Raw genomic sequence first — 23996 nt, 5'->3', positions numbered from 1 at the left:
GATGCTTCCTTTTCTGAAGTTTCGAAAATTTCTATTGCCTTTTCTAATTCTTTTTTGTAATCTTCATCTGTTTCTGCCTAGGAAGCCATGAATATTGAAACTATTCCAAGAGAATGATGTGAAGAGGATTTCACATAACTGTTTTCATCATCAGTCAGTCTAATTAATTCATTCCATGCCTGTTGCTTATCTGGTATGAATGAGAAGAAATTCTTTAATCTTTAACGCATATATATATATGCTCTTTTGGATTATCACTTAGACATCGATTGTGAATTTTCTCTTGGTCGACCAACTGCCAAACACCGTAAAATCATATCAAGTTGGTGTTTAAAAATATTCCTTTTTGGTTTTCGAGAATAGAGAGCATAGATTATTTTGCTTCAATCCAAGCTTCCGAAAATCTGTGCATTTTCCTGCAGCATTCCAAAAATCTAATTTAGGAAACCCACGTATTTTAATAGGGTTCTATATGGAAACTGTTAATTTTAAGAAAATAATGATTGCAACCGACGGCTCGGCCTGCTCCAGGCTGGTTGCTGACAAAGGAATTGAGCTTGCCCGGTTGAGTGGGGGGACGGTCTATGCAGTCTATGTGGTGTCAACGGACTACTTTGCTCCTATTAATGGGGATTCCTTTCCTATGAGTGTGGATCCTTACTGGAAGCCGATACGGGAGGCATGGGAAAAACAGGGACAGCAGGCTGTAAATACTATAAAAAGCCTGGGGGAGATGAAAGGAATCAATGTAGAACCCATCCTTCTTGAAGGCAATCCCTCAGAAGAGCTGATCCGGTATGCCGAGGAGGAAAAAATGGATATTGTTATTATGGGCACTCATGGAAAAACAGGACTGAACAAGCTGCTTCTTGGCAGCGTTGCAGAAAAACTGGTCCGCCACTTGAAGGTTCCGGTTATGGTTGTAAGGGAGAAGTGTGATTAATAAGGCTGAGTTCAGGAAACTATAACTTGCATCTACATTTTGTCTTTTCTTTAGGTTCATACTGTCTGAAGCCCGCTTATCTGAACTCCGCTACTCACGTGTGATAATTTTCTGAAGACGCGTACCCTTCTGGCCTGTCTTTTTTGTTATTTCCTTTTTCTTCTGCACTAAGCCCTATGGCAAATTCGGTTCCTTTATCTCTCTTTAGCTTGATCTCACCATTCAACTGATCTACCAGAATATTTACAAGCTGCAAGCCAAGTGTTTCTGAATTTTCAAAATCGATATTCTCTGGCATGCCAATTCCATCATCCGAGACTATAAGGGTATGCCTGGTATCTTTTCGATCAGGTACCTCTTTATTATTCGCTTCATCTAGCGAATGAGAAGGAACATTGAAGACTATTCGTAACGTGTATGGCGAACTCCAGGTCAAGATTTACTGATTGGGTAAGAGACTCTCAGATAAACTTATGAGATTATTAGAAAAGAATAGAAGCAGCATACGTGAAAAATAATATATAATCCTATAACTTTATAGGAAGCTCCTTCGGTTCCCGCTCCTCTCTATTTGGCTTGAGGGATAAAAAATATCTCCCAACCTTGCTTTGACAAATACGATGAAAATGGCCGGTATTCGAAGTTGCCTTGTGGTAACACTTTGCCAAGTGGCAGAGAAGGTTCGTTAAAATGGAAAAAACAAAAATACTGGGAAAGGCTTTCAAAGTCTTTCTTATCTTTGTACCGTTAAGTTTGTTTGCAGAGTACATACATGCTCCTCCCATAGCAATTTTTATCTTAGCTTCACTTGCAATCATTCCACTTGCGAAATATATAGGAGAATCAACAGAGGAGATTTCGGCACGTACCGGTCCAGCTCTGGGTGGGTTATTAAACGCCACCTTCGGTAACGCAACCGAATTAATCATAAGCATTTTTGCCCTGCAAGCAGGACTTACTGAAATGGTAAAGGCATCCATTACGGGCTCCATAATTGGAAACCTGCTTTTGATTTTGGGAATGGCGTTTTTCTTTGGAGGCCTCGGAAAAGATCAACAGGAATTCAATTCCACAGCAGCAAAGACAAATGCCTCCACTCTGTTTCTTGCCACTGCCGCTATAGTCATGCCTGCGGTTTTCGTTCTGACTTCTGAAAATCCTTCAGCTGCGACAATAGAAACTTTGAGTATTGCAGTTTCGGTCATCATGGCAGTGTCTTATCTTGCAAGCTTACTTTTCTCGCTTCATACTCACAAGTACTTATACACAGCTGACACAACAGAGTGCAATCCCAAGTGGAGCGTTAAAAAATCGGTTGCGGTGCTTCTGGCTTCAACCGTTACAGTTGCTGTTATGAGTGAAATTCTAGTCGGCTCCATAGAACCTCTGGCTGAAAGCCTTGGCTGGACAGAAATGTTCATAGGTATGATTTTCGTAGCAATTATTGGAAACGCCGCGGAACACGTCTCAGCCATCACAATCGCCATTAAGAATCGGATGGATCTGGCGCTCCAGATCGCAATTGGCTCGACAACTCAAATCGCTATGTTTGTCGTACCGGTTCTGGTGTTTATGAGTTACTTCTTCGAGACCCCTATGAACCTGATTTTCACTACCTTCGAACTTGCCGCCATAGTCTCCGCTGTCTTAATGGTCAAATCCATAATTGAAGACGGCAAAAGCAACTGGTTTGAAGGATTACAGCTTCTGGGGACATACGGAATAATGGCCGTGGTCTCTTTCCTCCATCCATAAGTAACAAAAAGAGAGCGTAAGAATCAAGAAAGACTAGGAGCTTGCAGGATATTGGTATTTCTATATTTATCTTGCAAGCGACCTGTATTTGTTTCGGTGACAAAAGCCCTATATTCACACTCAGAGTAACCATAAATATATATCAGGGTTCTCCAAAATAGCCATTTGTGACCTCTGGAGAAATTGTGCGGGCGGAAATCCTTGTATCCGGAAGGGTACAGGGCGTGGGCTTTCGAAGATTTGCAAGAAACGCTGCCGAGCGTCTGGGTATAGACTCTAACCCCATAAATTTAAGGGATGGCAAGGTTTTTGTCATTGCCGAAGGCAGACGTGAAGCTGTAGAGCTTTATATAAATGAACTCAGGAAAGGGCCAATGTTTGCCCATGTGGAAGATGTTGATGTCACTTTAAGAGAAGCCCTTGGAAATGTATACGACTCTTATTCTTATAAATAATCAGATCCGTTAGATTCGTTATATCCTTGTTTTTCCTATTCTTATTTTTCAGCTTTCGGAATCACTTCAGCTTTTTGAACTTCTTTAGCCTTTTTTCAAGATCTTCGCAATAATTACAATCCCCACAAGATTAACCAATCCAATTACAAAATATCCTATCAAATTCTTTAAGCTCAAATCAGAGGCTTTTGAGTCCTTTTTCAAGAAACCAGCCGCAGAAGTTGAATTTTTTCCTGAGTTTTGGTCAGATTCCGGATTATTATCTCGGTTTTCTCCGATTTTCTGCCCTTTTTCAGTAAATTTCACTACAGAGTCAGTTTCAAGAGTGAGCTTTTTTTCCTGCTCTTCAAGGTGTTTTCCGGATTCAAGCGACGCCCTAATCATGTAGGTACTTTCCGGCTCAAGCCCAAGGAAGAGAAACTGGTCATCGTTTTTCAGGGAGGCTATAACATTTCCGTTTTTCCGGAGTTCTGCGGAACCCCTTTCAGGGAGTTCCACTTTCAGGTTTGCATGGCCTGTTAGTAGGATCTGTTTTCCTTCTGCAAACCTAGGTCTATCGGGAATATCAAGAATTCCAAGCAGTGTCGGAGCAAAATCTTCCTGGTTGTATTCTCCCCTGAGAATTCCTCTCTCAATATCCTCGGCATTCACTATCATTGGAACGAGTTGTGCTTCATCAGTGTCTGTGAATTTTTCGGATTGATGCCCACCTTTGGAATTGTCTTTGGAAAAACCCATTCCGTGGTCTGCTGTAAATACAAAAGCAAGGTCATTTTCCTTGCAAAGCTTATAGAGCGGAAGAATTTCCGAATCAAGACATTCGATGCAGTCCATATACCCATAATTATCCCTGTGGTGCCCGCTTGAATCTACAGCTCCTACATTGACAGTGAGCAGGTATTTTTGTTCCGGCCTGTTTCTAGCCATATATTTTACAATATCGCAAGCAGTCTCGACTCCCCATCTGTTATATCCATTATACTTTCCGCGGGTCTCTTTTGATGAGACATATCCGGGCGCTTTATCAGCCGCTTTTTCCATAACCTGTAAAAGCTCTTCAGGTACATCCAGACTGTCAGAGGAAGACTCTGCTTGCTCAAGGACGATTTTCATATTTTTTATCGAATTGTTTTCATCCCTGAGAATGACATCCTGCTTGGCGCGGATTGACCAGGAATCCCCTTTTTCCATAACCGCAATACAAAGATAGCCTTTTCTGTGAAGAACATCGAAAATAGTGGCGTCTTTGAAACTTACAAGCTCACTGTCTGCACCCGGATTTCCTGTGACGAGGACTGAATGCCCTCCTTCGGTAAAGGTCTGAGGAGCGCGGAATTCCAGAATTCTAACACTTTCTTTACTTATTTTCGGTAGATTTTCAAGTTTGGATTTTTCAAGGGGCGTCCCATCCAGTGCATGCGGTGTAAGTTCAGGATAAATAAAAGGAGCACTCAAACCGTCTACGATCAGCACGACTGCCCCGTGGGGCGTGTTAACGGGATTTACTTCCACTTCGGTCAGTCCTGAGACAGGGGCTGGTAAAATGAGAAAGACAAAAAATACTAAAAGAAAAAACAGAACTGAAAAAGATCTGAATTCTCGGACTGCCGGGATCATTATAAATTATTTTTACTTCAAGCTATAAAGAATTTGCCTTCCATAGATATATTCTGCAGGGTATCCTTGCATTACTTCTCTCTTGTTCAAGTATCCGATATTACTTTCATATTTCCCTCTATCCTGTATTACTTTCCAGTTTCATATTTTTGATTTGATTTCGTTAATGGTTGTAGAGTACACATAGCCCATCTGTTCTAAACTTTTGATATTTCCAGTTTCAGTTAGCTTTTTAAACATCCATTCTATCAGGAAGAGTAAACTCTTATCATATTTGCCGCAAATATCTATAGCAATCTGGCAAAAGTTATTTTCTGATCAAAAAACAGGAAATGTTCCTATGAAAATGAACCCACGCTGTACCTATTGTCTCCTTTCAAGAGTACACTTTCAGTCTAAGCTTTCTACTGATGATGAAGACCTTATAAGCAAGACCATCAAGGAATGCCTTGAGGTTGTGACAAAGTATTATAACCCTGAAGCAGTATCTGCTTCCGTAGCCACCAAAGTTCACAGAAAATGCTATGAAGTTCTGAAAGACAATGACCCTTATGACGTAACAAAGAAACTTATCAACCAGGCCGCACTGAAAGTACTGCCTGTAGCAAAAGAGAAAATATATGAGAATTCTCCTGATAACGGGGAGCTTTTTAGGCGGGCAGTACTGGCATCCGTGGTCGCTAATTACTTTGATTTCGGAATTATGGGCTTTGAGGCCAGTGAAGATAAATTTGAGGCTGCTTTTAGGAAATATTTCAAACACGGGCTTGATGTAGATGACACGCCTAAAATGCTTGGACTCCTACAGGATACTGTTTACATTGCCGACAATTGCGGAGAAATTCTCTTTGATACACTCGTTTTTGATATTATCAAAAAACTCGGTGGAAAGATCACACTCGTAGTCCGAGGCGGACCAATTCTGACAGACGTAACTTTAGAAGAAATAAAAGAATTTGAAATTGATAAAAAAGTCGACAGAATCCTAACTACCGGTTCAAATGCCGTAGGCGTCCTAGTTGAGGAAGCTCCGGCCGAACTGCTCAAAGCCATGAAGGATTCAACCCTTATAATCAGCAAAGGTATGGCTAATTACGAAACTCTCTCCGAGCATAATTTCGGGCCTATTGCGTATATGCTTCTTACAAAATGTGAGTGTGTTGCTGAAGATCTTGGGCTTGAGCAGGGGTTATCTGTTGCAAAACTGATGAACTATCCCTGAGTTTTTCCTCAAAGGGATTTTTCGGAAGCTTCTTATCTATCAGGCTCACTAATGGATATTAGCATAAAACAACTTATGCATGTGGTAAAACGTTATACAGTGCATAAAATACACATTAAAAACGTTATACATTGAATAAAATATATTTTAGCTGAGCATGATAAGTATTCTGCTGAATAAGATCAACAAAATTGAATAAATCGGAATGAATCAAAAGGAGAAATAAAAAAGATGTGTGAAATCAATGTTTTCTTACTCCGTGGAGACAAGCGTGAGAGAATTATGGATTCCGTCGCTAGGATCCTGGTTGAAGGCCATTCAATCCAGCTTACCGGAATTCTCGGAGACAAAATAACTATAGAAGGTTCAATCAAGGAAGTTAACTTCTCACGGGGAGAAGCTCTTATCCTTGCAAATTAAAATTTTTTATTTTTCATTAATCTCTTTGAATTTTATATTCTTCCCGCTTTTTCTGTCATTTCTCAGTTTTCGGGCATAACTCATAGAAAAAGGATCTGTAAGCTCCCGAATATCTGGATCTCTCTTCTAGATTCCTTAATTAATAAGAACTCTCGGGAAAAGCATTTATCTGACTTTATCTATAACTCCATGTGTTCCAAGATACAGATTCAGATTTAAGTCAAGACATTCGAAGAAGGTCTGCTAAAGCAGGATCTTGGATTACGTGTCGGGCAGTTTGCAACAAACCGACAAAAATTATAAGAAAAGTTATAACCTGTGGATACATCTTAAATTTATGCCTACACTCTGAACTTATATGATCCACTGTCCGGAATTATGATCTCCGGCAAAATTTTTAAATTTTCAGTGATTTAGGCGATATCTCGAGTTGGGTAGAAGAGGATTAAACAGGAAGGATATAAATGGTTAAAGCAAAAATCGCAGTAAATGGTTACGGAACTATCGGAAAAAGAGTTGCAGATGCCGTACGGGCTCAGGATGATATGGAAATTATCGGAGTCTCCAAAACAAAGCCAAACTACGAAGCTGCAGTGGCTCACCAGCTGGGATATAACATATACGCTCCAGCTGCAAATCTCGAGGCTTTTGAAAAAGCCGGAATACCTGCAGCTGGAACGATTGAAGAAATGGTCGAAAAGGCTGATCTTGTTGTGGACTGTACGCCCGGGGGAGTCGGGGAAGGAAACAAGCCTATGTATGAAAAGGCCGGAGTAAAAGCAATCTGGCAGGGCGGCGAAGATCATTCACTTGCAGATTTCTCCTTTAACGCTATTTGCAATTACGATCAGGCTGTGGGTCGTGACCTAGTAAGGGTTGTCTCATGCAATACTACAGCACTTTGCCGGGCTATTTACCCGATAGACAAGGAAATGGGAGTGAAAAAAGTTAGAGTAGTGCTTGCAAGGAGGGCAGCCGATCCGAACGATATAAAGAAAGGGCCAATTAACGCAATCGTGCCTGATCCTATCAAGCTTCCTTCCCACCATGGACCTGATGTAAAAAGCGTACTTCCGCAGATCAATATTACAAGTGCAGCCCTGAAGATCCCAACAACGCTAATGCACGTACATACTGTAAATATGGAAGTTAATAAGGATTGCACTGCAGAAGACGTTAAGAATATCTTTGGTTCCCAGCCAAGAATCCGTCTTGTAGGACAGGGCATATCGTCGACAGCCGAAATTATGGAATTTTCACGGGATATGGGCCGCCCCAGAAATGATATGTGGGAGAACTGCATCTGGCCAGATTCCATTACTGTAAATGAAAAGGAACTATACTTCTTCCAGGCCGTCCATCAGGAGTCAATTGTAGTTCCGGAAAACGTGGACGCTATAAGAGCCATGATGGAACTTGAGAGCGACGGTTCAAAGTCAATTGAAAAGACAAATAAGGCTATTGGCCTGTATAATAAATAAATAAATAAATAAATAAATAAATAAATAAATAAATAAATAAATAAATAAATAAATAAATAAATAAATATAGTACCGGAATCTAAGTGTCCATAGACTCCGGCTTTTAAGTTGTTCCTGATATTTAACCTGAATATCTGGAGCAATATTTTTTAAACTCAAGTGTTCTATATCACATTATATATTTCACATTGAATTTCTTACGAAAATCAATAATCGAAACTCTAAATCCTTATGTTTTGCGTAAGGAGAATATAACTTGGAACTTTCAACTGGAAAAAATGGCTCAGATATGGATTCAACAGATTCAAGCTTTTTGAAATTATCTCGGGAGGCTTTCAAAGCCGCATCGGACTCTATCTATGATCTTGCAAGTACTGATGCAGCGTATAGCTTTGTTTGTATGGGAGCTGACGGAACTCCGACTACTAGAATAGATCGTGCAGCAGAGGACGCTATCTTAGAGGTTCTTAAAGCTGATGGCAGATCAATGAGAATTATAAGCGAGGAGATAGGAGAGCTTATTTTAGGAGATTCTCCCGAGTTCTCTATTGTTCTTGATCCTCTTGACGGAACCTATAATTCCTCTGTGGGGATTCCTTTCTACAGCATTTCACTTGCTGTGACCTCCTTTGACCTTTCAGACCTGAGGTTTGGGTATGTAAGTAACCTTGCGTTATGCGAGGAATATTATGCCGAAGCCGGAAAAGGGGCTTACCTAAATGGAAAAAGCATCAAACCTTCCCTTAACACAGATCTGAGAGAATTATGTGTAAGTGTGTACGGTTACCGGCAAAATATAGAGAGAACCCGAAAGATATACAAAAACGTCAGAAGGGTAAGGCTGTTTGGAAGTGTAGCTCTCGAACTATGCTATGTAGCCTCAGGAAGACTTGATGCTCTTGTAGATGTTCGAAATGCTCTGCGTGTTACGGATGTTGCAGCAGGCCAACTGATTCTGGAGGAAGCAGGAGGGCTTGTCACGGATGGGTATGGGAACTCTCTGAGACTTCCGGATAATGTTACAGCCAGAGTGGAAATGGTTGCATCCAATGGACTTGTGCACGAAAAGCTTTTAGAATTACTTTCGGGAGGAGAAGTTGGCAATTAAAAAAATAGGGATCTCTTCACGCTGTGATAGGCCTGAAGTTCTTGAAATAGTGCGGGAAATTCTGGCCCATTTCAGCTCGAAGGTCAAAATTTATGTTTCCACTCCCACAGCTGAAGCGCTCGGGATCGAAGGGATTCCGGTTGAGAAAATGAGGGAAAAAGGAGTGGAACTCATTATTAGTGTAGGAGGCGACGGTACAGTCCTCCGTAATATCGCCAAAATGAGAGATCCTCTTCCTATACTTGGAATTAATATGGGTACGCTCGGCTTTCTTGTAGATGTCGAGCCCAAAGACGCCCTTGAAACCATAGAAGAAGTGCTTTACGGCTTTTCGTACAGCGAAAGAATGAGAGTCGATGTTTTCCTTAACGGAGAGATGGTTGAGACCGCAACGAATGAGATTGCGATAATGTCTGCAAAGCCCGCGAAGATCATTCAGTTTGAGGTTTATGTCGGAGATTGCCTTCTTGACTCGATGCGTGCAGATGGTGTGGTTTTTGCAACCCCTACAGGCTCTACCGCATATGCGATGAGTGCAGGCGGCCCTATTATACATCCCAGGGTAAATGCTATCGTGGTTGTCCCTATAGCTCCCTTTAAACTTTCTTCAAGGCCTTGGGTCATTCCGTCTGATAGCGAGATTGCAATAAAGCTGTCGGCTCCAAAAAAAGAAGCTGTCATTGCAATTGACGGACAGAAATCCTACAGGATCAAGCCTGATGATATCGTCAAACTTAAAAAATCCAAATATCCTGCACGTTTTGTAAAGATTTCGGATAGCTGTTTTTATGAACGGGTTCAGAGGAAACTTGCCTGAGAAAAAAACTTTGCCTAATTTTTGATTTTCTCATAACCCCGATTATCCCTGAAGTTTGAATCCGTTAGAATCTATTTTTTGAATCTCTGGAGTCCTTTATCTTATCAATATTTTAGCTATCCTAAATAAGGTCAAATATTCTCAAAATAAATTACCCTTCGTGAAATTGTGAAAGCCTTGCTACCGGCAACAATTTTCCTTCAAGGAAAACATTTATACATGTGAAGGTTAAGCTATGCTTAATTTTGACGAGATACAAGATTTTCTGACTTTTATGGGCGTTTGAACCCTGATACCTCCTTATTAAAGCCTTTGAGTTATTTTTCAAGTAGATGACCTGTATATCATAAAAAATTACCCAAATATCATTAACAATAATTGAAAATTCCTCACAATAATTGAAAATCACAGGAAGTAGTAATAATGTCAGAGAACGAGCAGTACTCTAGAAATAAACTTATGGATTTTATCAAATATCGCCCCCTAGATATAGAAATCTGTGACGTGACACTCCGCGATGGAGAACAGACCCCAGGTGTCGTATTCACGAAAGAACAGAAGCTGGCAATGGCCAGTGAGCTTGATTCGATGGGCGTTGAGGTTATAGAAGCCGGATTTCCGGTGGTTTCCGCAAATGAGAAAGAGACCGTGAAGGAAATTGCAAATCAGGGCTTTAATTCAAGAATCTGCTGCCTCTCAAGAGCAGTAAAAGGTGATGTGGACGCTGCCCTTGAATGTGATGTTGATATTGTAAGTATTTTCATCGCAATGTCAGACATGCACCTCAAATACAAGTATCACCGAAGTTTTGAAGAGATGCTTGGCTGCGCCAAGGAAACCATTGAATATGCAACCGACCATGGATTAAAAATACGTTTTGCAGCCGAGGACGCAAGTCGAACCCCGATAGATCGCCTGAAGCAAGCTTTTAAGGAAGTTGAAAACGAATATAAGGTGCAGTACGTAAGCATTGCAGATACTGTAGGTATCCTGAACCCAACTACAACCCATTACCTTGTTAGCGAAATTTTCAAAGAAGTCAATACCTCTATATGTATCCACTGCCACGATGACCTTGGAATGGCTACTGCAAATACCCTTGCAGCCGCCGAAGCCGGAGCAAAACAACTCCATACTACAGTTAACGCAATCGGAGAAAGGGCAGGAAACGCTTCCCTTGAAGAAGTAATGGTAGCCCTCAGGATACAGTATGGCATAGATCGCTATGATACGACAAAGCTGACTACTCTTTCCAGAATGGTCTCGGAATATTCAGGTATTGTGCCTTCGGTAAACAAAGCCGTTGTCGGGCAAAATGCCTTTACCCACGAATCCGGAATTCACGTTGCTGCAATCCTCGAAGAGCCGCGTACATATGAACTCTTCCTCCCTGAAATGGTAGGTGGGAAGCGCAACCTTGTTGTCGGAAAGCACACAGGCACAAAAGCCCTCCAAGGCATTATTAATAGCATAGGTTTCTGTCTTGAGCGGGAGGAACTTTGCGCCCTGATCGAGAAAGTCAAGGTCTGCACTGAAGAAAAACATAAAAGCATCTCACGGGACCAGCTTGAAAGGCTAATTACTCAGGTCAGACAGGAAAGTAAAACAACTGAAAAGAGAGAGGAGAAGTTTTCTATTTGAAAACTCCTTACTATTCCCATTACGTTTTTTATTTACGCTTTGATTCAGTTTCCTATTCTTTTTATTTCCTTCTTATTTCCTGTTGTTTTCTAATTTTTTACGATCTGATCTTACTCAGCAGAAACTAAGCCCTGTAAGTTGAAACCCACTCATTCCTTTCCGGCGGGTTTGTTTCAAGCATTTCTCTCCATTTTTCATCGGTCAGGCGAGCTTCCATTGGCTGTTTGAACTCGTAATGGCTCATAACAGGCCCGGCTCCCACAAGGATTCTTCCATCCGGAAGTTTATATGCAACCACCAGCATGTCAACATACCCGATACCTTCTTCGAGCACGGTCTCTGTGTTGCCGTCGGTATGGACATCAGCCACGACTGTAGTTTTTCTGGCTTTCTCATCAACGTCACCTATGGTGCCCTCAAGCTGGTCTCCGAAATTTTTGATGAATTCGTAATCTTCGTCGGTCAGTTTTTTGTTTTCGAGTTCCTTCTCCGAGATCTCCTGAAGCCTGGAAAGAACCTCTTCAAGGTTTGTGAGCCTTGATTTCGAAATTGGGTCAAGCACGCCCATTTCATCCAGGCCCTGATTTGTCATTTTAGTTAAGGCAAGCAAGCGGGCATAAAAGTCAGGAACAGGCTCTACGTAGCCAGCGACCGATTTTTCTTCCGGAGGTGCCAAAGCGGTTAAATTCATTGTGTAGCTCTGTTTGGCGTAAAGAATAGTATCGTGTCTTAGTTCAGTCCAAGAAGCCAGCGACGTGCTCAGTTCCTTGTCCTGCCAGGCATCAGTCTGCATAAAGGTCGGATAGCCTGAACCGTAGTCTTTTAAGAGAGGTTGAAGGGAATAAAGCCAGGACCAGTAGAGGTTTCTGTTCCAGTCAGCCGCGCTAAAGTTCGAGAACTCTGAATCCATCTTTCCATACTGAACATCGTAGTCTTCGTAATTGGAATCATTCAGTTCGTTGAGCCAGTAAACAGCCCTTTCCGAGCCCAGCAGAGCCATCGCATCAAGTCCCCGCGGAAAACCGCGAACAGGTCCGGCTTCTGAAATTACGAGAGTAAAGGGTTTCTCATTTTCAGTAAATTCCCCCGTATATTTTCCAGTATAAACTCCGACCAGGTTTGAGAATACATAGGAATCCGGAATAAAGCGCTGACCCATAAAGCGGAAGCCAGTGGTATTTTCGAGACATTCGTCAGCCTTTTCAGGGGTAAATGGCGGCTCAACAGCACATCTCCCGATACCTCCATAAATTTTCGGGCCCTGGAACTCTGCAAGCTTAACTTTGAGTTCTTCAATTGTTGTATTTTTAAATTCCCTTTTTCCATTGCCAAAGACCGAATCCAAAGCTTCCATATATTCATAGGGCCCAAGGTCGTCTGAAAAACCTACGTAAAAAGCTGTAACCTCGTAGATCCGGTCCCATTTCTCAAGAAGTTCAGGCTCACTCTGGAGCTGGGAAGCGATCAGGCTTGCCTGGATAGTCTGGATGCGGGCATCCTTTGTAGGATCTTCCGATTCAATCAGCTTCTCCTTCAAGAGCATGCTCATTCTGCCATGCCACATAAAAGCCTTGAAATAGTGTTGCAGTTTTTCGGAACGAGTATAGTGGCCTCGCGGGGCATACTGGGAATAGTCTTCCTGATATTTGAAAATTGGAGAAAGTTCAAAACCCTGGTGGGCTTCGATAAGGGCAAGTTCAGCTTCAACATCTTTTATTACGAATTCTGGAATTTCGAACTGGTACTGTCTTGCTGTATCTTCAGAGAACTTCGGCTGTAGAAGGCTTAAAGCAACTGCAAAGTAGGCCGCGTTTCTTTTTGCAGCTTCCTGTTCTTCCCCTACGGTGCTGTTATACTTCTCAATAGAAGCGTTTAGCAGAGCAAGGTCGGTCTCCCAGAGAGTATCGTAAAACTCCTGCTCTTCGATTTGGCGCAGAGTCTCATCAAACTGGATATGGTAAAGATGTAGCAGGGAATCCGTGGTAATGAAAATAGGGATCTCCTGGTCTTTGAGGGTCGAATACATTCTAGTTATGTCTTCTTCGGCGGAACCGTAAGGATTTTCGATTACTACAAAACCATTGCTTTCCAGCATTTTAAGAGCTGAGTCATCTAGGAAAATTTTCTCGGAAAAGTCTCCATAGTTCGAAATTTCGTTACTTTGTAAGGGCAGCTCATAAGAAGGCACTTTTAACTCAACATCAAGAGCTTCAAGCGTGTAATTTCCTGCAATGGGGGAAGCTCCTGCCCTTGAACCCGAAAGAGTTACTTCTTCGGTTTTAAGGTGGCCCCCTTGAGAGAGTCCGTGGGTGTCAACTTCTCCTTTAACTTCTGTTCCGTTTTCCCTGCTTAACCCGGAACTCTGTTCCAGGCATCCTTCTGTAAGTAGGGAAGCTAAAACAATTAAAAGAATTAAGCTAGTTACAACTATCTTTGTTCGATGCTTCATTATCTCATCCCGGTCTCTTTGGATTCTATATTGAACTGGAGCCTGCCTGCTCGGAAGGTGGGTTTTTACTGCAAGCCTCTTTAAAAAAGGCTTGAGCGAAAAAGCAAATTTTACTTTTTCCGCCTTATTTCTCAAGCCTTTTAAAAAAGGCTTGAGAGAAAAATGGTTTTTACCTTTTCATTTTTATTGATACAGATATTTCTATTATTTATTCAGATTTCCCATTATTTATTCAGAATTTTCCCGTTTTGCGATTGAAGGAGCGTATAAGGACCAGAGAGGTCAAAACTTTTAAAGGTTAACTTTCTTATATAGTTATCAACAAAAATATTTAAAATTATTTAGAATCAGTTAATTAATTCATAAGCGTTATTATGTGGATCAAAATCAGACAAAATAGAAGCTAACTGTAAAATGTAAAAAGTAAGAAAAATTCCAGAATGGATAAAATGCGGTAATCTTGATAATTAAATTTTTGAGATTTAGGCAAAGAAAAGAGAGCCTTTATTTCTCCCTTTTCTCCTTCGTTTTCTCCTTTCTTCTTTTTCGTATTAATCGTTCGGACTTAGAGGATCTAGCCTGAAAAGCAGAATCATGAATAGTGCAGTTACAGTCCCTGTTCCCCATATAAGCGGGTCTTTGGTAAAATTCAGGAGCAAGCCCATTACCAGCAATAAAGCCCCGATTGTCAGTAAAATCTGAAATTTTCTCTCCAATTTTTCCCCCTCACACCTTTTGAGTATTAATTCTAAGTTTCTGTTAAAGCGACGAAAAGCGCCCAACAATTTTCCCTAAACTTAATTGATTTTTCTTCATTATCAATTTTTTGATATGATGTTTTTTATTTATAAATCCAGTAAAAGTTATATTAATATAATTAGAAGGAGATATACAAGCCAGAAAAATATCACTGTGTGAATATTAATATTTTGTAAGACAAAAACGATTGTAAAAACGATAGAAAATAAATCTGTTTTAGTTTCAGATCTACCTTCATAAGAAGTTTATAAATATTTTTGACCTTGGCATTGGAAACGACGGATATGGAACTTTAAATAAAAATACGAAAGATTTTATGATCGATATTTCCTGCACTTCCCTTTTATGAATATTACGGAAAGCCCGTGAAGCGCAAGTTTTGCCTGGATCAATTCAGGAAGTTTGGGATTTGATATTTGCTTTTCCATTTCACGCCCTGCTTCCTTCTTATTTCCAGTTTTATCCATCGCTTTCTCAGTTACATCTGTCATATTTCCAGTGTCATCTGGCGCTTCTTTCTCATTAGTATCAATATCGAAGACTGAAACGTCAGGGGTTATTGCCTCAACCACTTTCCTGAGATCAGGGACTGACTGTCCGCCAGTCATGGCTGCAACCTCATTTTGGAGTACAAGCACAAGCACATTGCAGCCTGTAGTCGCCGCACTTAGAAGCCCGAGAATGCCCGAATGTGCCAGGGCGAAATCTCCGATTACGGCTATGCCCTTTTTCTCAAAGCCACATGCAACAGAGATTGCCGAGCCAAGAGCAAAGCTAACATCGACTGCCGCAAGGGGATCAGGTGCGCTCCGGACGGAACAGCCCATGTCACCGGCAACCCGCACATCAAGAGTGCTGAGAAAGCGGTAGAGGGGAAGATACGCGCAATCGTCGCAGATCCCGGTCCTATTATTTTTCTTTGCGGCGTTGAGAGAAGTAGTATCTGCAGGTTCTAAAATTTCGTCTTCAAGGTGTTCAAGGGCGAATTCAATATCTTCATGCCTGACCTGCCCGTATGGAAGGTGCCCTGTCTTTTTCCCATAAACATTACCTATGATCCTGATCTGTTCTTCTATAAAAGGCTCGGACTCTTCGGCGACGAGTACCTTCTGGTTAGATCTCAGAAAAGTCTTTATCTTTTTGAGGGGAAGAGGGTTTACAAGGCCAAGGGACAGGTGAGAAATTACAGGATAAAAAACCTCAGCGCGGAACTCTTCCTGCGTTTTCAGTATTTCTTCAACGATCGAAGATGTGAAACCTGAGGAAATAATCCCTATCTGTCCATATCTCGAATCTAATCCGTACCCTGTATTCTCGGCTGTCCTTTTCTTTACCACGTTAAGGTCAGTGTTTTCAGCTTCCTCTTCCAGCAGAGGGTAGGTTCTGGAGTGAAAAAGTCGGTGTTTTTCCACCATCCGGTTTTTCCAGATTGCACGGTCGAACTCAGGATGAGGAGCTGAAGACTCTGGAAGGCGTTTTATATTTCCTTTACTCCTTTCCAGGCCTGCAGTGACCCTCAGAATAACAGGCGTCTTTGTCTCTTCCGAAAGCTCGTAAGCTCGTCTTAGAGCCCTGTATGCCGTATCGGGAGAGGCAGGATCAAATACAGCTATTTCTGCTATTCGGCCATACCAGCGGGAGTCTTGTTCATTCTGAGAGCCCTTTGCGCCAGGATCATCACCTGCAATTATTACAAGGCCGGCTCCTATGGTATGTGTGACCGAGGTTATAAGAGGGTCTGAAAGCAGATTCATTCCCACATGCTTTACAAGCACAAGTGCCCTTCTGCCCGAAACCGATGCCCCTAGAGCTGTTTCAAGGGCAACTTTCTCGTTTGTGAGCCATCTGGCACTATAATCTAGCACTATCTTGGAAGTTGCTGATCCGGAGACAAGCGTCTTCGCTTTTGAGGCATTTAAAAGCTCTTCTTCCGCGGGTTTTCTCAAAAAAAGTTCCATAAGCGAGGTAACAGGATATCCGGGAACACCTGTTATGAAGCTGACATCACTGTCAAGAGCTGCAAGATAAAGGGCTTCAAACCCAGTACATTCTGATGCTTCTTTTTCTTCTTTCAAAGTGATCCCACGCTGCTGGAATTCGAAGGATGCTGAATTCAAAATTTCTTATAACTTGAGATTCCATGTAACCAAAGATTCTAATAATTTAAATCTCAATTTGAAGCTTCTTTTCAGCGTTCTTGCTTTCTGATCTCTTTTTTCTTAAATGTTACTTTTAGTCTTATCCATGGCAAGAGGCTTGATCTCAGTACCAGAAATTATGGACTCCTCAGGCCTTCCAAACCAGGGGAGAGAGGCAAGTGCACCTATTACTCCGTTGCCGTCAAGAAGGACTTCCACGCCGTTTTCTATTGCACATTGCAAAGCCTCGGCTTTCGAAATCCTTTCAGTCCGACAGCGGTTGCTGTACTTGTATAGTCCTTTTGCATAGAAATCCGAAAGGACAACCATTCCGGTTTGGGATGAAGCAGTATATTTCTTAAGTGCTTTTTTGAAATTGTCTACAAGCCTTGATTTTGCGTTTTCATCTACACAGCCAAATTCAAGCACTGTGGACATGCAGTTCTGGGTCTTTTCTGGAACCGGAAAAAGCTGGACAAGAGCATGGGAAAGATAAACGGCTTCCTGGCAGTCCAGTTCTTTTGCAATATTGTGAGTCAGAGTCCAGGTAGCTCCGATTTCTTTTGAGTCAGTATCATCTATACCTATGAGGACACGGTTCCTGCGTGGAACTGTAATCGTCCCCCTTGCGCATTTCTCGCCTCCTGACTCGGAAATCCTGTAGCGAAGAATTCCGTCTGCAAATGCCCTGCACCGTGTTGCGCCCACACCTCCACCTCCTAACCCGGCATAGGTGATTTCTACTTCATCCCCCTGCACGATCACGGACTCAATACCTGCAGCTGCGACGGAAGGTTTAAGTTCGAGCTCTGAAGTCCCGGTTTTCATGAAATAACGGATCATATTTCCGGTTGAACGGGCTTTCAGGACAAGGGGTGCTTTTGCGTAATGGTAAAGGGACCAAGAGGCCCCGCTATAACAGTTGGAGTGCTCAATTATCTCCGCATACTCATTTGCCGCGTCACAGATAGCGTAAATACCCTTATAAGGCACAGTATAGGGATCATCCAGGATTACTTCCTTAATGTCTCTGCTGTCCAGTGCACAGGCGTTTATATGTTTTGTAATTCAGAAAACCTCCTTTTTAAGGGAAATAGAAACAGGGAGGGAAATTTGTTTGATCGAAAAGCCCATTTCTTATAGATATATATAGATATCGTAATTTTAGTAAGTTATTAAAGTGGATTTTTACAGGTGATCAGGCTGAATACAAATTATTAATCATATTTGACTATAATCCTTGAAAGTAAATTTTCGGCAGGCTTTGGTCAATAAAGTCATATTCGACAGAAGACTGTAATCCTTGAAAGACACTATTCTAAGCGGGCAGATATGACTCTTAGAAGAATATTCAGATAAAAAGTTCTCTTCTATAGGAGTTTCGGATTCATATTTTTACCTTACAAAGCCTTCATCCTTGAGGCTTACGTATCTGCCATCTCCAATAATAATATGGTCAAGCACGTCAATTCCAAGGAGTTTTCCTCCTTCGACTATTTTCTTGGTGACCATTATGTCCTCTCGGCTTGGGCTTGGATCCCCTGAAGGGTGATTATGTACCATAATTACCGATGCTGATGATTCCATAAGAGCAGACTTGAAAACCTCACGCGGATGAACGATGCTCGCGTTTAAGCTGCCGATAGATACTACTTCTTCTTTCAGGATCTGGTTTTTTGTATCAAGACAAAGCGTTATAAATTTTTCTTTTTTTTGTTCACGCATTTTAGGATACATGAGCGTGTATACATCTTTTGGGGAGCAGATTTTCCTTTTTGGCTCTTCCACAAAAGTCTCAAGTCGGCGGGCAAGTTCGAAAACCGCAGCTATCTGGGCAGCTTTTGCCTTTCCAACTCCATTTTCCTGCATAAGCCTTGAGACATTTGTAAGACTGAGCTGCTTGATGCTATATTTTGAGAGTATCCGGTTTGACAGGCTGACAACATTCTCTTCTTTTGACCCTGTCCTCAGGATTATTCCCAGCAGTTCTGCGTTAGAAAGCGATTCCGGCCCATTTCGAATAAGCCTTTCCCTTGGGCGTTCCTCTTCAGGAATATCATGAATCCTGATATTATTAATTTCCATAATTAACCCCCTTTTTCCCATCTTTCCTTCTTTCCCGTTTTTTCTGTCTTTTTTTCGATTAACAGACAGTAAACTCATGTAGAAAATTCTATAAAAACAAATTTGCTATAAAACTAAGATTTTAAAGGTATCTAACTCTTACTAGATAATATTGAAGTCTCGATATTTGAATCTTCACAAAACGTTGGTGGTGCATTAATAGCTGGTTGATATTTGAGTATTTTTGCTTAGTTTCATCTGTTTTCTAAGCTTACCTGTGTACAGGAAATTGAGTGCACATAAAGCAAAAAATAAGATCAGAATGCTAATGTGTGAATAATCCGGAAAATACCAACTAATTTGGTGGACCACCTATTTTTACAGTTTATAAAAATAGAGCTATAATCTAAATATTATAAATTTGTGATTCAAAAGAGAAAATTTAAAAATCGGAACAAGTTACAATGTTAGCAACTTAAAATGATAACAAAGAATTAAGAAGGTAGATAAGTGAACAATAAGAAATATTTTAATTCAATAATACTAGCATCAGCGGCTTTGATATTATTTTTAATTATTGTTTCGTCAACAGCGTCGGCATCCATTGGAAATGATCCTCAAAATGTCGCACAACCGAGCATTGACCAGTCAGGTGTTACACAAGTAACAACTAGTGCTGAGCCAAAGATCATTGAAACTCGAATCACCACGAGCAAAACGGCGCGATCTCCTGCTATCTATGGGGGTAGAATCGTGTGGGAAGATTGGCGCAATGAGAAGAACGATATTTATATGTACGATTTTGGTACTAAGAAAGAGACTAGGATCAGCACTAGCGGAAAAGCATCCACGCCTGCGATCCATAGAAACAGGATTGTGTGGGCGGATACTCGGAGTGAAAAATCCGATATTTACATGTATGATGTCTCCACTAAAAAACAAACTCAGATTACTACTAGTGGAAATGCGTATAATCCTAAAGTCTACGATAACATTATTCTGTGGCAGGATTCGACTTCTGCATATGAATATGGAAATATATGGATGTATGATCTTTCTTGCAAGAAGAAGACTCAGATTACCAAAAATCAATCCGCACAGATGCCTGATATCTATAAGAATAAGATAGTTTGGCAAGACTCCCGCAATACCAAGGAAGGAGAATGGGGCTCTGACATTTACATATACGACTTCTCTACTAAGAAAGAAACTAAGATCAGCACTAGCGGAAATGCGTCTAATCCTGCTATCAACGGAAATAGAATCGTTTGGGCGGATGCTCGCAAGAATGATCCAATGAGTGACCCGGCTTATCCCTGCCCCGCCGAAACTGGTGTGTACGATCTTTCCACTCACAAGGAGACTTGGATCCCTGAACTTACATCTGAGGTATCTATCTACGGCGACAAGATAGTAGGGACGGCTGATACCGATTGGGATGGTACATATATCTGGATATATGATCTCTCCAACAACATTGAAACTTGGATTCCTGATGAAAAACCATATACGGCGTTCCCAAAGATCTATGGAAATCGTATAGTATGGGCGGATGCTCGTGAAGAAGAGTTTGGCACAGCTGAAGATATTTATATGGGTACTCTGGTTTACCCTCCAGTTGCTGCTTTTTATGCATCGCCGGTCTCTGGGAAAAAACCCTTAACAGTAAAATTCACAGATAAAAGCACACAGTCACCTGCTTCCTGGTCTTGGAACTTTGGTGACAAAAGTACTTCAACAGCCAAGAATCCTGTACATAAATACACAAAAGCAGGAAAGTACACTGTTAGTTTAACTGTGAAAAATGCAGCAGGCAGTAACACTAAAAAGATATCAAACTATATTACGGTGAAATAAAGAATATTTAAATAAATAGTAAAATATCAATTTTAAATAAAAAATAAAGTAGACATCTTACGACATGAAGTAAAAACAGGAGATTTAAAACAGATTCTTGCATTATACTCCTTAAAAGCAAGAATAAAATCTGAATAAAAGTTTTGGGCGTGGGACTTGAAACCCGCCCTGACTTCTTATATTATTACCTTTTACCATAAAACATAGCTTAGATACATTCCTCTGTTTTTGATTGATATAATATGAACTTACGCAGGAAATTTTATATAATAAGAAATTTGCTATGAAGCTCAAATTTTAAACGTATTTGACTATTTCCGAATAATTTTGAAGTTTTAAGATTTGAATCTCCACAAAACTTTCTACAAAATTCAAAAATAAAAAGTGCCGACCCTTACTTATACCGGAAAGTCCATAACGCTCTTTGATGAAAGTCATTTCAGTTGTCGGGTATAAAAAATCGGGTAAGACATCCGTAGTTTCAGCCCTTGTTCGGAATCTTTCCGGGTTCGGGACAGTAGGCACTATAAAACATATGGGTGAGCAGCGTCTCAATCCAGCAGAGACCGATACAGGCAGGCACTTTGATGCCGGGGCTGATATGGTAATAGGAATAACAGGCACAGAAGCGATAGGTACTGAAGTTGTCAGCTTTTCCAGGAATTTGAACCTTGAAGACGCGCTTGACCTGCTTTGCGACCAGGGGCTCGATTTTGCTGTGGTAGAAGGGTTTAAGGAAAGCAATCTTCCGAAAATTGTGATTGGTGACCTTCCTAACGTTTCCAACGTTGTTTTCAGGCTGCCGGCAGACATTGATATGCACGAAGAGCTTACAGCTTCCCTTGTAGGACTCTCCCTTGCTCAGCCTGACCGCTATACACTGGAAGCTCTTATAAAGAAAGCCAGAAAAAACCCTGTCATCCGAAAATCAGGCGCAATCGGCACCTTTACAGGCATCGTTCGCGAGCTGGCCGAAGAAGAGAGAACTTCCAGGCTCGAATTCGAAAAGTACGAGCCAAAAGCTTCAAAAGTCCTTGATCTGATCCGGGAAGAACTCAAACAAAAAGAAGGCATCCTTGAAGTCCTGATCCACCACAAAACAGGCGTTATCAAAGCCGGAGAAGATATAGTATACATTGTTATCGCATCTGCGCACAGGACAGAACTTTTCCCTGCTCTCAGCGAAGCTATAGAACGTATAAAGTCTGAAGCTCCGATCTGGAAAAAGGAATTCACGGAAAAAGAGGAATTCTGGGTTCACGATAAAGAGCAAGATAAAAAGCAGGCATGAAATCTAAAGACAAGCCGAAAGAAAAAAACGCAGGTAAGCAGAAAGGAAAAACGAAAGTTAAATCTAAACCATAAAGTCCCGGAAATGATCAAATGGGTGGAAAAACAGAACAAGAAAAAGAACAAATAAAACTCAGAAGTGCAGTCGTGCTGGCGGGTGGCAGGGGCAGGCGGATGGGCATGGTCGAAAAAGCCCTTCTCGAATTTGAAGGAAAAACAATTCTTGAGCGCCTGCTTGAAAGCCTTTTTCGGGTTGTGGGCGAGGTTATTCTCTCGGTCCGGGACAAAAACCAGGAAAAAAAGTTCAGGCCTGTGCTTAAAAAATTCCCTGCCCGTGAAATCCGTTTCTGTTTTGATACTCTGGAAGACGCCGGCCCACTTGAAGGCATCCGGGCGGGGCTGCTTGAATCCAGAGCAGAATATTCTTTTGTCTGCGCCGGAGATATGCCTTTTGTAAACCCCGAAGTTGTAGACCTGCTGTTTGAGAAAGCAAGCGGGCATGACGCTGCCCTTCCGAAATGGGAGGATCGAAAATTCGAGCCTCTGCATGCGGTCTATTCGAAAAAAATGATTTCTGAAATTGAAAAAGCCTTTGAGAAAGGAAAACGTTCTGTACTGACGCCGGTTTTTGAGATGAAGGATGTTGTTTTTGTTGAGGTTTCGGAAATTAAAGGGCTTGATCCTGAACTTAGGACTTTTGCTAATATAAATACGATTGATGAAATGCAACGCATTATAGGGCTTTCGAGTAAAATAGAAAAACTATGACAATTCGATCATACGCTCGGGATCATTTTCGGAACGCCAAATTAACAAAATTTCGTTTTTTACTTTTTACCAATATTTTCCGATTATTTCCCCAACTATCGATTAAAATCGAAAGTTATTTAGATGACAACGACTCCTATTTTTTGAATCAGTTTTTATTTTATCTGATATAATTTAAATGATTGAGGTTTCAAGATTTATTGAACTTTTGATTGTTTTTTAGGCAGGGACTTCAGATGAAACTAAATGAAATCAAAGATCTGATTTTAAAAGCTAAAGAAAGTAACGCGACTACACTAGACCTTTCGTCCAAAGAATTGACTTCGTTGCCGCCTGAAATATTTGAGTTGAAAAATCTTACCAAACTTTACCTATCTAGTAATCAATTAACGTCGCTACCTCCTGAAATATCAGAGTTAAAAAATCTCACTACACTTTATATACCCAGGAATAAACTGAAGAATCTACCGCCTGAAATTTTCGAGTTAAAAAATCTTACTACACTTAGCGTGTCTGGAAATCAACTTACATTTCTTCCTCCTGAAATATTTGAGTTGAAAAATCTTACTAAACTTTACCTGTATAACAATCAATTGACTTCGCTGCCGCCTGAAATCTCAGAGCTGAAATATCTTAAAAGACTTTATGTATATAATAATCAACTTACATTTCTTCCTCCTAATATCTCCGAGTTAAAAAATCTTACTGAATTTAGCGTATCTGGAAATCAACTAAAGGAGATGCCACCTAAAATTTCAGAATTGAAAAATCTTACTTTTCTTGGGATGTCTAGAAATCAAATTACTTATCTTCCTCCTAAAATTTCGGAATTGAAAAGTCTTACTAAACTACGGGTGTCTAAAAATCAACTCACATCCTTTCCTTCTGAAATTTTAAAGTTGACAGTTCTCATTAAGCTTTACATACATGATAATCAACTGACCTCGATACCGCCTGAAATCTCAAGGTTAAGAAATCTTATTACACTTGACGTGTCTGGAAACCAACTCACTTCCCTTCCTCCTGAAATTGTTGAGTTGAAAAATCTTACTGAACTTTGGGTGAACAAAAATCAACTCACATCCTTTCCTCCTGAAATTTTAAAGTTGACAAATCTAAAGGAACTTAACATACACGATAATCAACTGAAGGAGCTACCACCTGAAATCTCAGAGTTAAAAAATCTTACTACACTTAGCGTGTCTGGAAATC

Annotated in this window: 20 protein-coding genes; 13 read left to right on the top strand and 7 right to left on the bottom strand. The window is 40.9% G+C overall.

What is annotated here, in order from left to right; translation table 11 throughout:
* Positions 1-472 precede the first annotated feature (472 nt).
* Positions 473-943, top strand: a complete 471-nt coding sequence (locus BP549_RS02750; RefSeq protein WP_292377941.1) for a universal stress protein — start codon at positions 473-475, stop codon at positions 941-943.
* A 94-nt stretch (positions 944-1037) separates the two neighbouring features.
* On the opposite strand, the gene BP549_RS02745 is transcribed toward BP549_RS02750, so the two are convergent.
* Positions 1038-1379 (bottom strand): ATP-binding protein, encoded by a 342-nt coding sequence (locus tag BP549_RS02745; protein ID WP_292377939.1) that lies wholly within the window; start codon positions 1377-1379, stop codon positions 1038-1040.
* Positions 1380-1633: 254 nt separating this feature from the next.
* Here BP549_RS02745 and cax point away from each other — a divergent pair, with 254 nt between their 5' ends.
* Positions 1634-2698 carry a calcium/proton exchanger gene (gene cax, locus BP549_RS02740; protein ID WP_292372772.1) on the top strand — a complete coding sequence of 355 codons (1065 nt, stop codon included), beginning with the start codon at positions 1634-1636 and terminating at the stop codon, positions 2696-2698.
* A 167-nt stretch (positions 2699-2865) separates the two neighbouring features.
* Positions 2866-3153 carry an acylphosphatase gene (locus BP549_RS02735; protein WP_292377936.1) on the top strand — a complete coding sequence of 96 codons (288 nt, stop codon included), beginning with the start codon at positions 2866-2868 and terminating at the stop codon, positions 3151-3153.
* An 84-nt stretch (positions 3154-3237) separates the two neighbouring features.
* Here the strand turns inward: BP549_RS02735 and BP549_RS02730 are convergent, their stop codons facing one another.
* Entirely contained in the window at positions 3238-4665 is a 1428-nt protein-coding gene (locus BP549_RS02730; protein ID WP_292377934.1) for a sulfatase-like hydrolase/transferase, read from the bottom strand.
* A gap of 445 nt (positions 4666-5110) precedes the next feature.
* Here BP549_RS02730 and BP549_RS02725 point away from each other — a divergent pair, with 445 nt between their 5' ends.
* From BP549_RS02725 to BP549_RS02700, 6 genes are all read left to right on the top strand, one after another.
* Complete coding sequence (locus tag BP549_RS02725; RefSeq protein WP_292377932.1) at positions 5111-5992, top strand: damage-control phosphatase ARMT1 family protein; 882 nt, start codon at positions 5111-5113, stop codon at positions 5990-5992.
* 231 nt (positions 5993-6223) lie between these two features.
* Positions 6224-6412 (top strand): CooT family nickel-binding protein, encoded by a 189-nt coding sequence (locus BP549_RS02720; protein ID WP_292372765.1) that lies wholly within the window; start codon positions 6224-6226, stop codon positions 6410-6412.
* 464 nt (positions 6413-6876) lie between these two features.
* On the top strand, positions 6877-7893 hold the full coding sequence (locus BP549_RS02715) for a type II glyceraldehyde-3-phosphate dehydrogenase (RefSeq protein WP_292377930.1): 1017 nt from the start codon (positions 6877-6879) through the stop codon (positions 7891-7893).
* A gap of 289 nt (positions 7894-8182) precedes the next feature.
* Positions 8183-9001: a bifunctional fructose-bisphosphatase/inositol-phosphate phosphatase gene (locus tag BP549_RS02710; protein ID WP_292377970.1), complete on the top strand. Its 819-nt coding sequence runs from the start codon at positions 8183-8185 to the stop codon at positions 8999-9001.
* Positions 8991-9818: an NAD(+)/NADH kinase gene (locus tag BP549_RS02705; protein ID WP_292377927.1), complete on the top strand. Its 828-nt coding sequence runs from the start codon at positions 8991-8993 to the stop codon at positions 9816-9818. Before BP549_RS02710 ends, BP549_RS02705 begins: the two co-directional genes overlap by 11 nt.
* A gap of 423 nt (positions 9819-10241) precedes the next feature.
* Positions 10242-11459, top strand: a complete 1218-nt coding sequence (locus tag BP549_RS02700; protein WP_292377923.1) for a homocitrate synthase family protein — start codon at positions 10242-10244, stop codon at positions 11457-11459.
* Positions 11460-11583: 124 nt separating this feature from the next.
* Here the strand turns inward: BP549_RS02700 and BP549_RS02695 are convergent, their stop codons facing one another.
* The 5 genes from BP549_RS02695 to radC all read right to left on the bottom strand — a co-directional run bounded on the left by BP549_RS02695 (position 11584) and on the right by radC (position 18890).
* Positions 11584-13908, bottom strand: a complete 2325-nt coding sequence (locus BP549_RS02695) for a DUF3160 domain-containing protein (protein ID WP_292377967.1) — start codon at positions 13906-13908, stop codon at positions 11584-11586.
* Positions 13909-14459: 551 nt separating this feature from the next.
* The gene (locus BP549_RS02690; RefSeq protein ID WP_292372610.1) at positions 14460-14624 is read right to left on the bottom strand and encodes a hypothetical protein; all 165 of its coding nucleotides are present in this window, start codon (positions 14622-14624) and stop codon (positions 14460-14462) included.
* 357 nt (positions 14625-14981) lie between these two features.
* On the bottom strand, positions 14982-16742 hold the full coding sequence (locus tag BP549_RS02685) for an indolepyruvate ferredoxin oxidoreductase subunit alpha (protein ID WP_292377922.1): 1761 nt from the start codon (positions 16740-16742) through the stop codon (positions 14982-14984).
* A 144-nt stretch (positions 16743-16886) separates the two neighbouring features.
* A complete protein-coding gene (gene mmp11, locus BP549_RS02680; protein ID WP_292377919.1) occupies positions 16887-17798 on the bottom strand; it encodes a methanogenesis marker protein 11 in 912 nt (303 codons plus the stop codon).
* 402 nt (positions 17799-18200) lie between these two features.
* Positions 18201-18890 (bottom strand): RadC family protein, encoded by a 690-nt coding sequence (radC, locus tag BP549_RS02675; protein WP_292377917.1) that lies wholly within the window; start codon positions 18888-18890, stop codon positions 18201-18203.
* Between the two features lie 489 nt (positions 18891-19379).
* Here radC and BP549_RS02670 point away from each other — a divergent pair, with 489 nt between their 5' ends.
* The 4 genes from BP549_RS02670 to BP549_RS02655 all read left to right on the top strand — a co-directional run.
* Positions 19380-20726, top strand: a complete 1347-nt coding sequence (locus BP549_RS02670; RefSeq protein ID WP_292377915.1) for a PKD domain-containing protein — start codon at positions 19380-19382, stop codon at positions 20724-20726.
* A gap of 427 nt (positions 20727-21153) precedes the next feature.
* Positions 21154-22017 carry a molybdopterin synthase gene (locus BP549_RS02665; protein WP_292377913.1) on the top strand — a complete coding sequence of 288 codons (864 nt, stop codon included), beginning with the start codon at positions 21154-21156 and terminating at the stop codon, positions 22015-22017.
* Positions 22018-22109: 92 nt separating this feature from the next.
* Positions 22110-22784 (top strand): molybdenum cofactor guanylyltransferase, encoded by a 675-nt coding sequence (locus BP549_RS02660; RefSeq protein ID WP_292377910.1) that lies wholly within the window; start codon positions 22110-22112, stop codon positions 22782-22784.
* A gap of 236 nt (positions 22785-23020) precedes the next feature.
* Positions 23021-23996, top strand: a 976-nt coding sequence (locus tag BP549_RS02655) for a leucine-rich repeat domain-containing protein (protein WP_292377908.1), incomplete at its 3' end; no start/stop codon positions are given.

Source organism: Methanosarcina sp. UBA289, from assembly GCA_002496565.1.
In the GTDB taxonomy this organism is placed as follows: Archaea; Halobacteriota; Methanosarcinia; order Methanosarcinales; family Methanosarcinaceae; genus Methanosarcina.
Note: the sequence above shows the minus strand (reverse complement) of the source record. Positions and strands in the feature narration are given on the sequence as shown.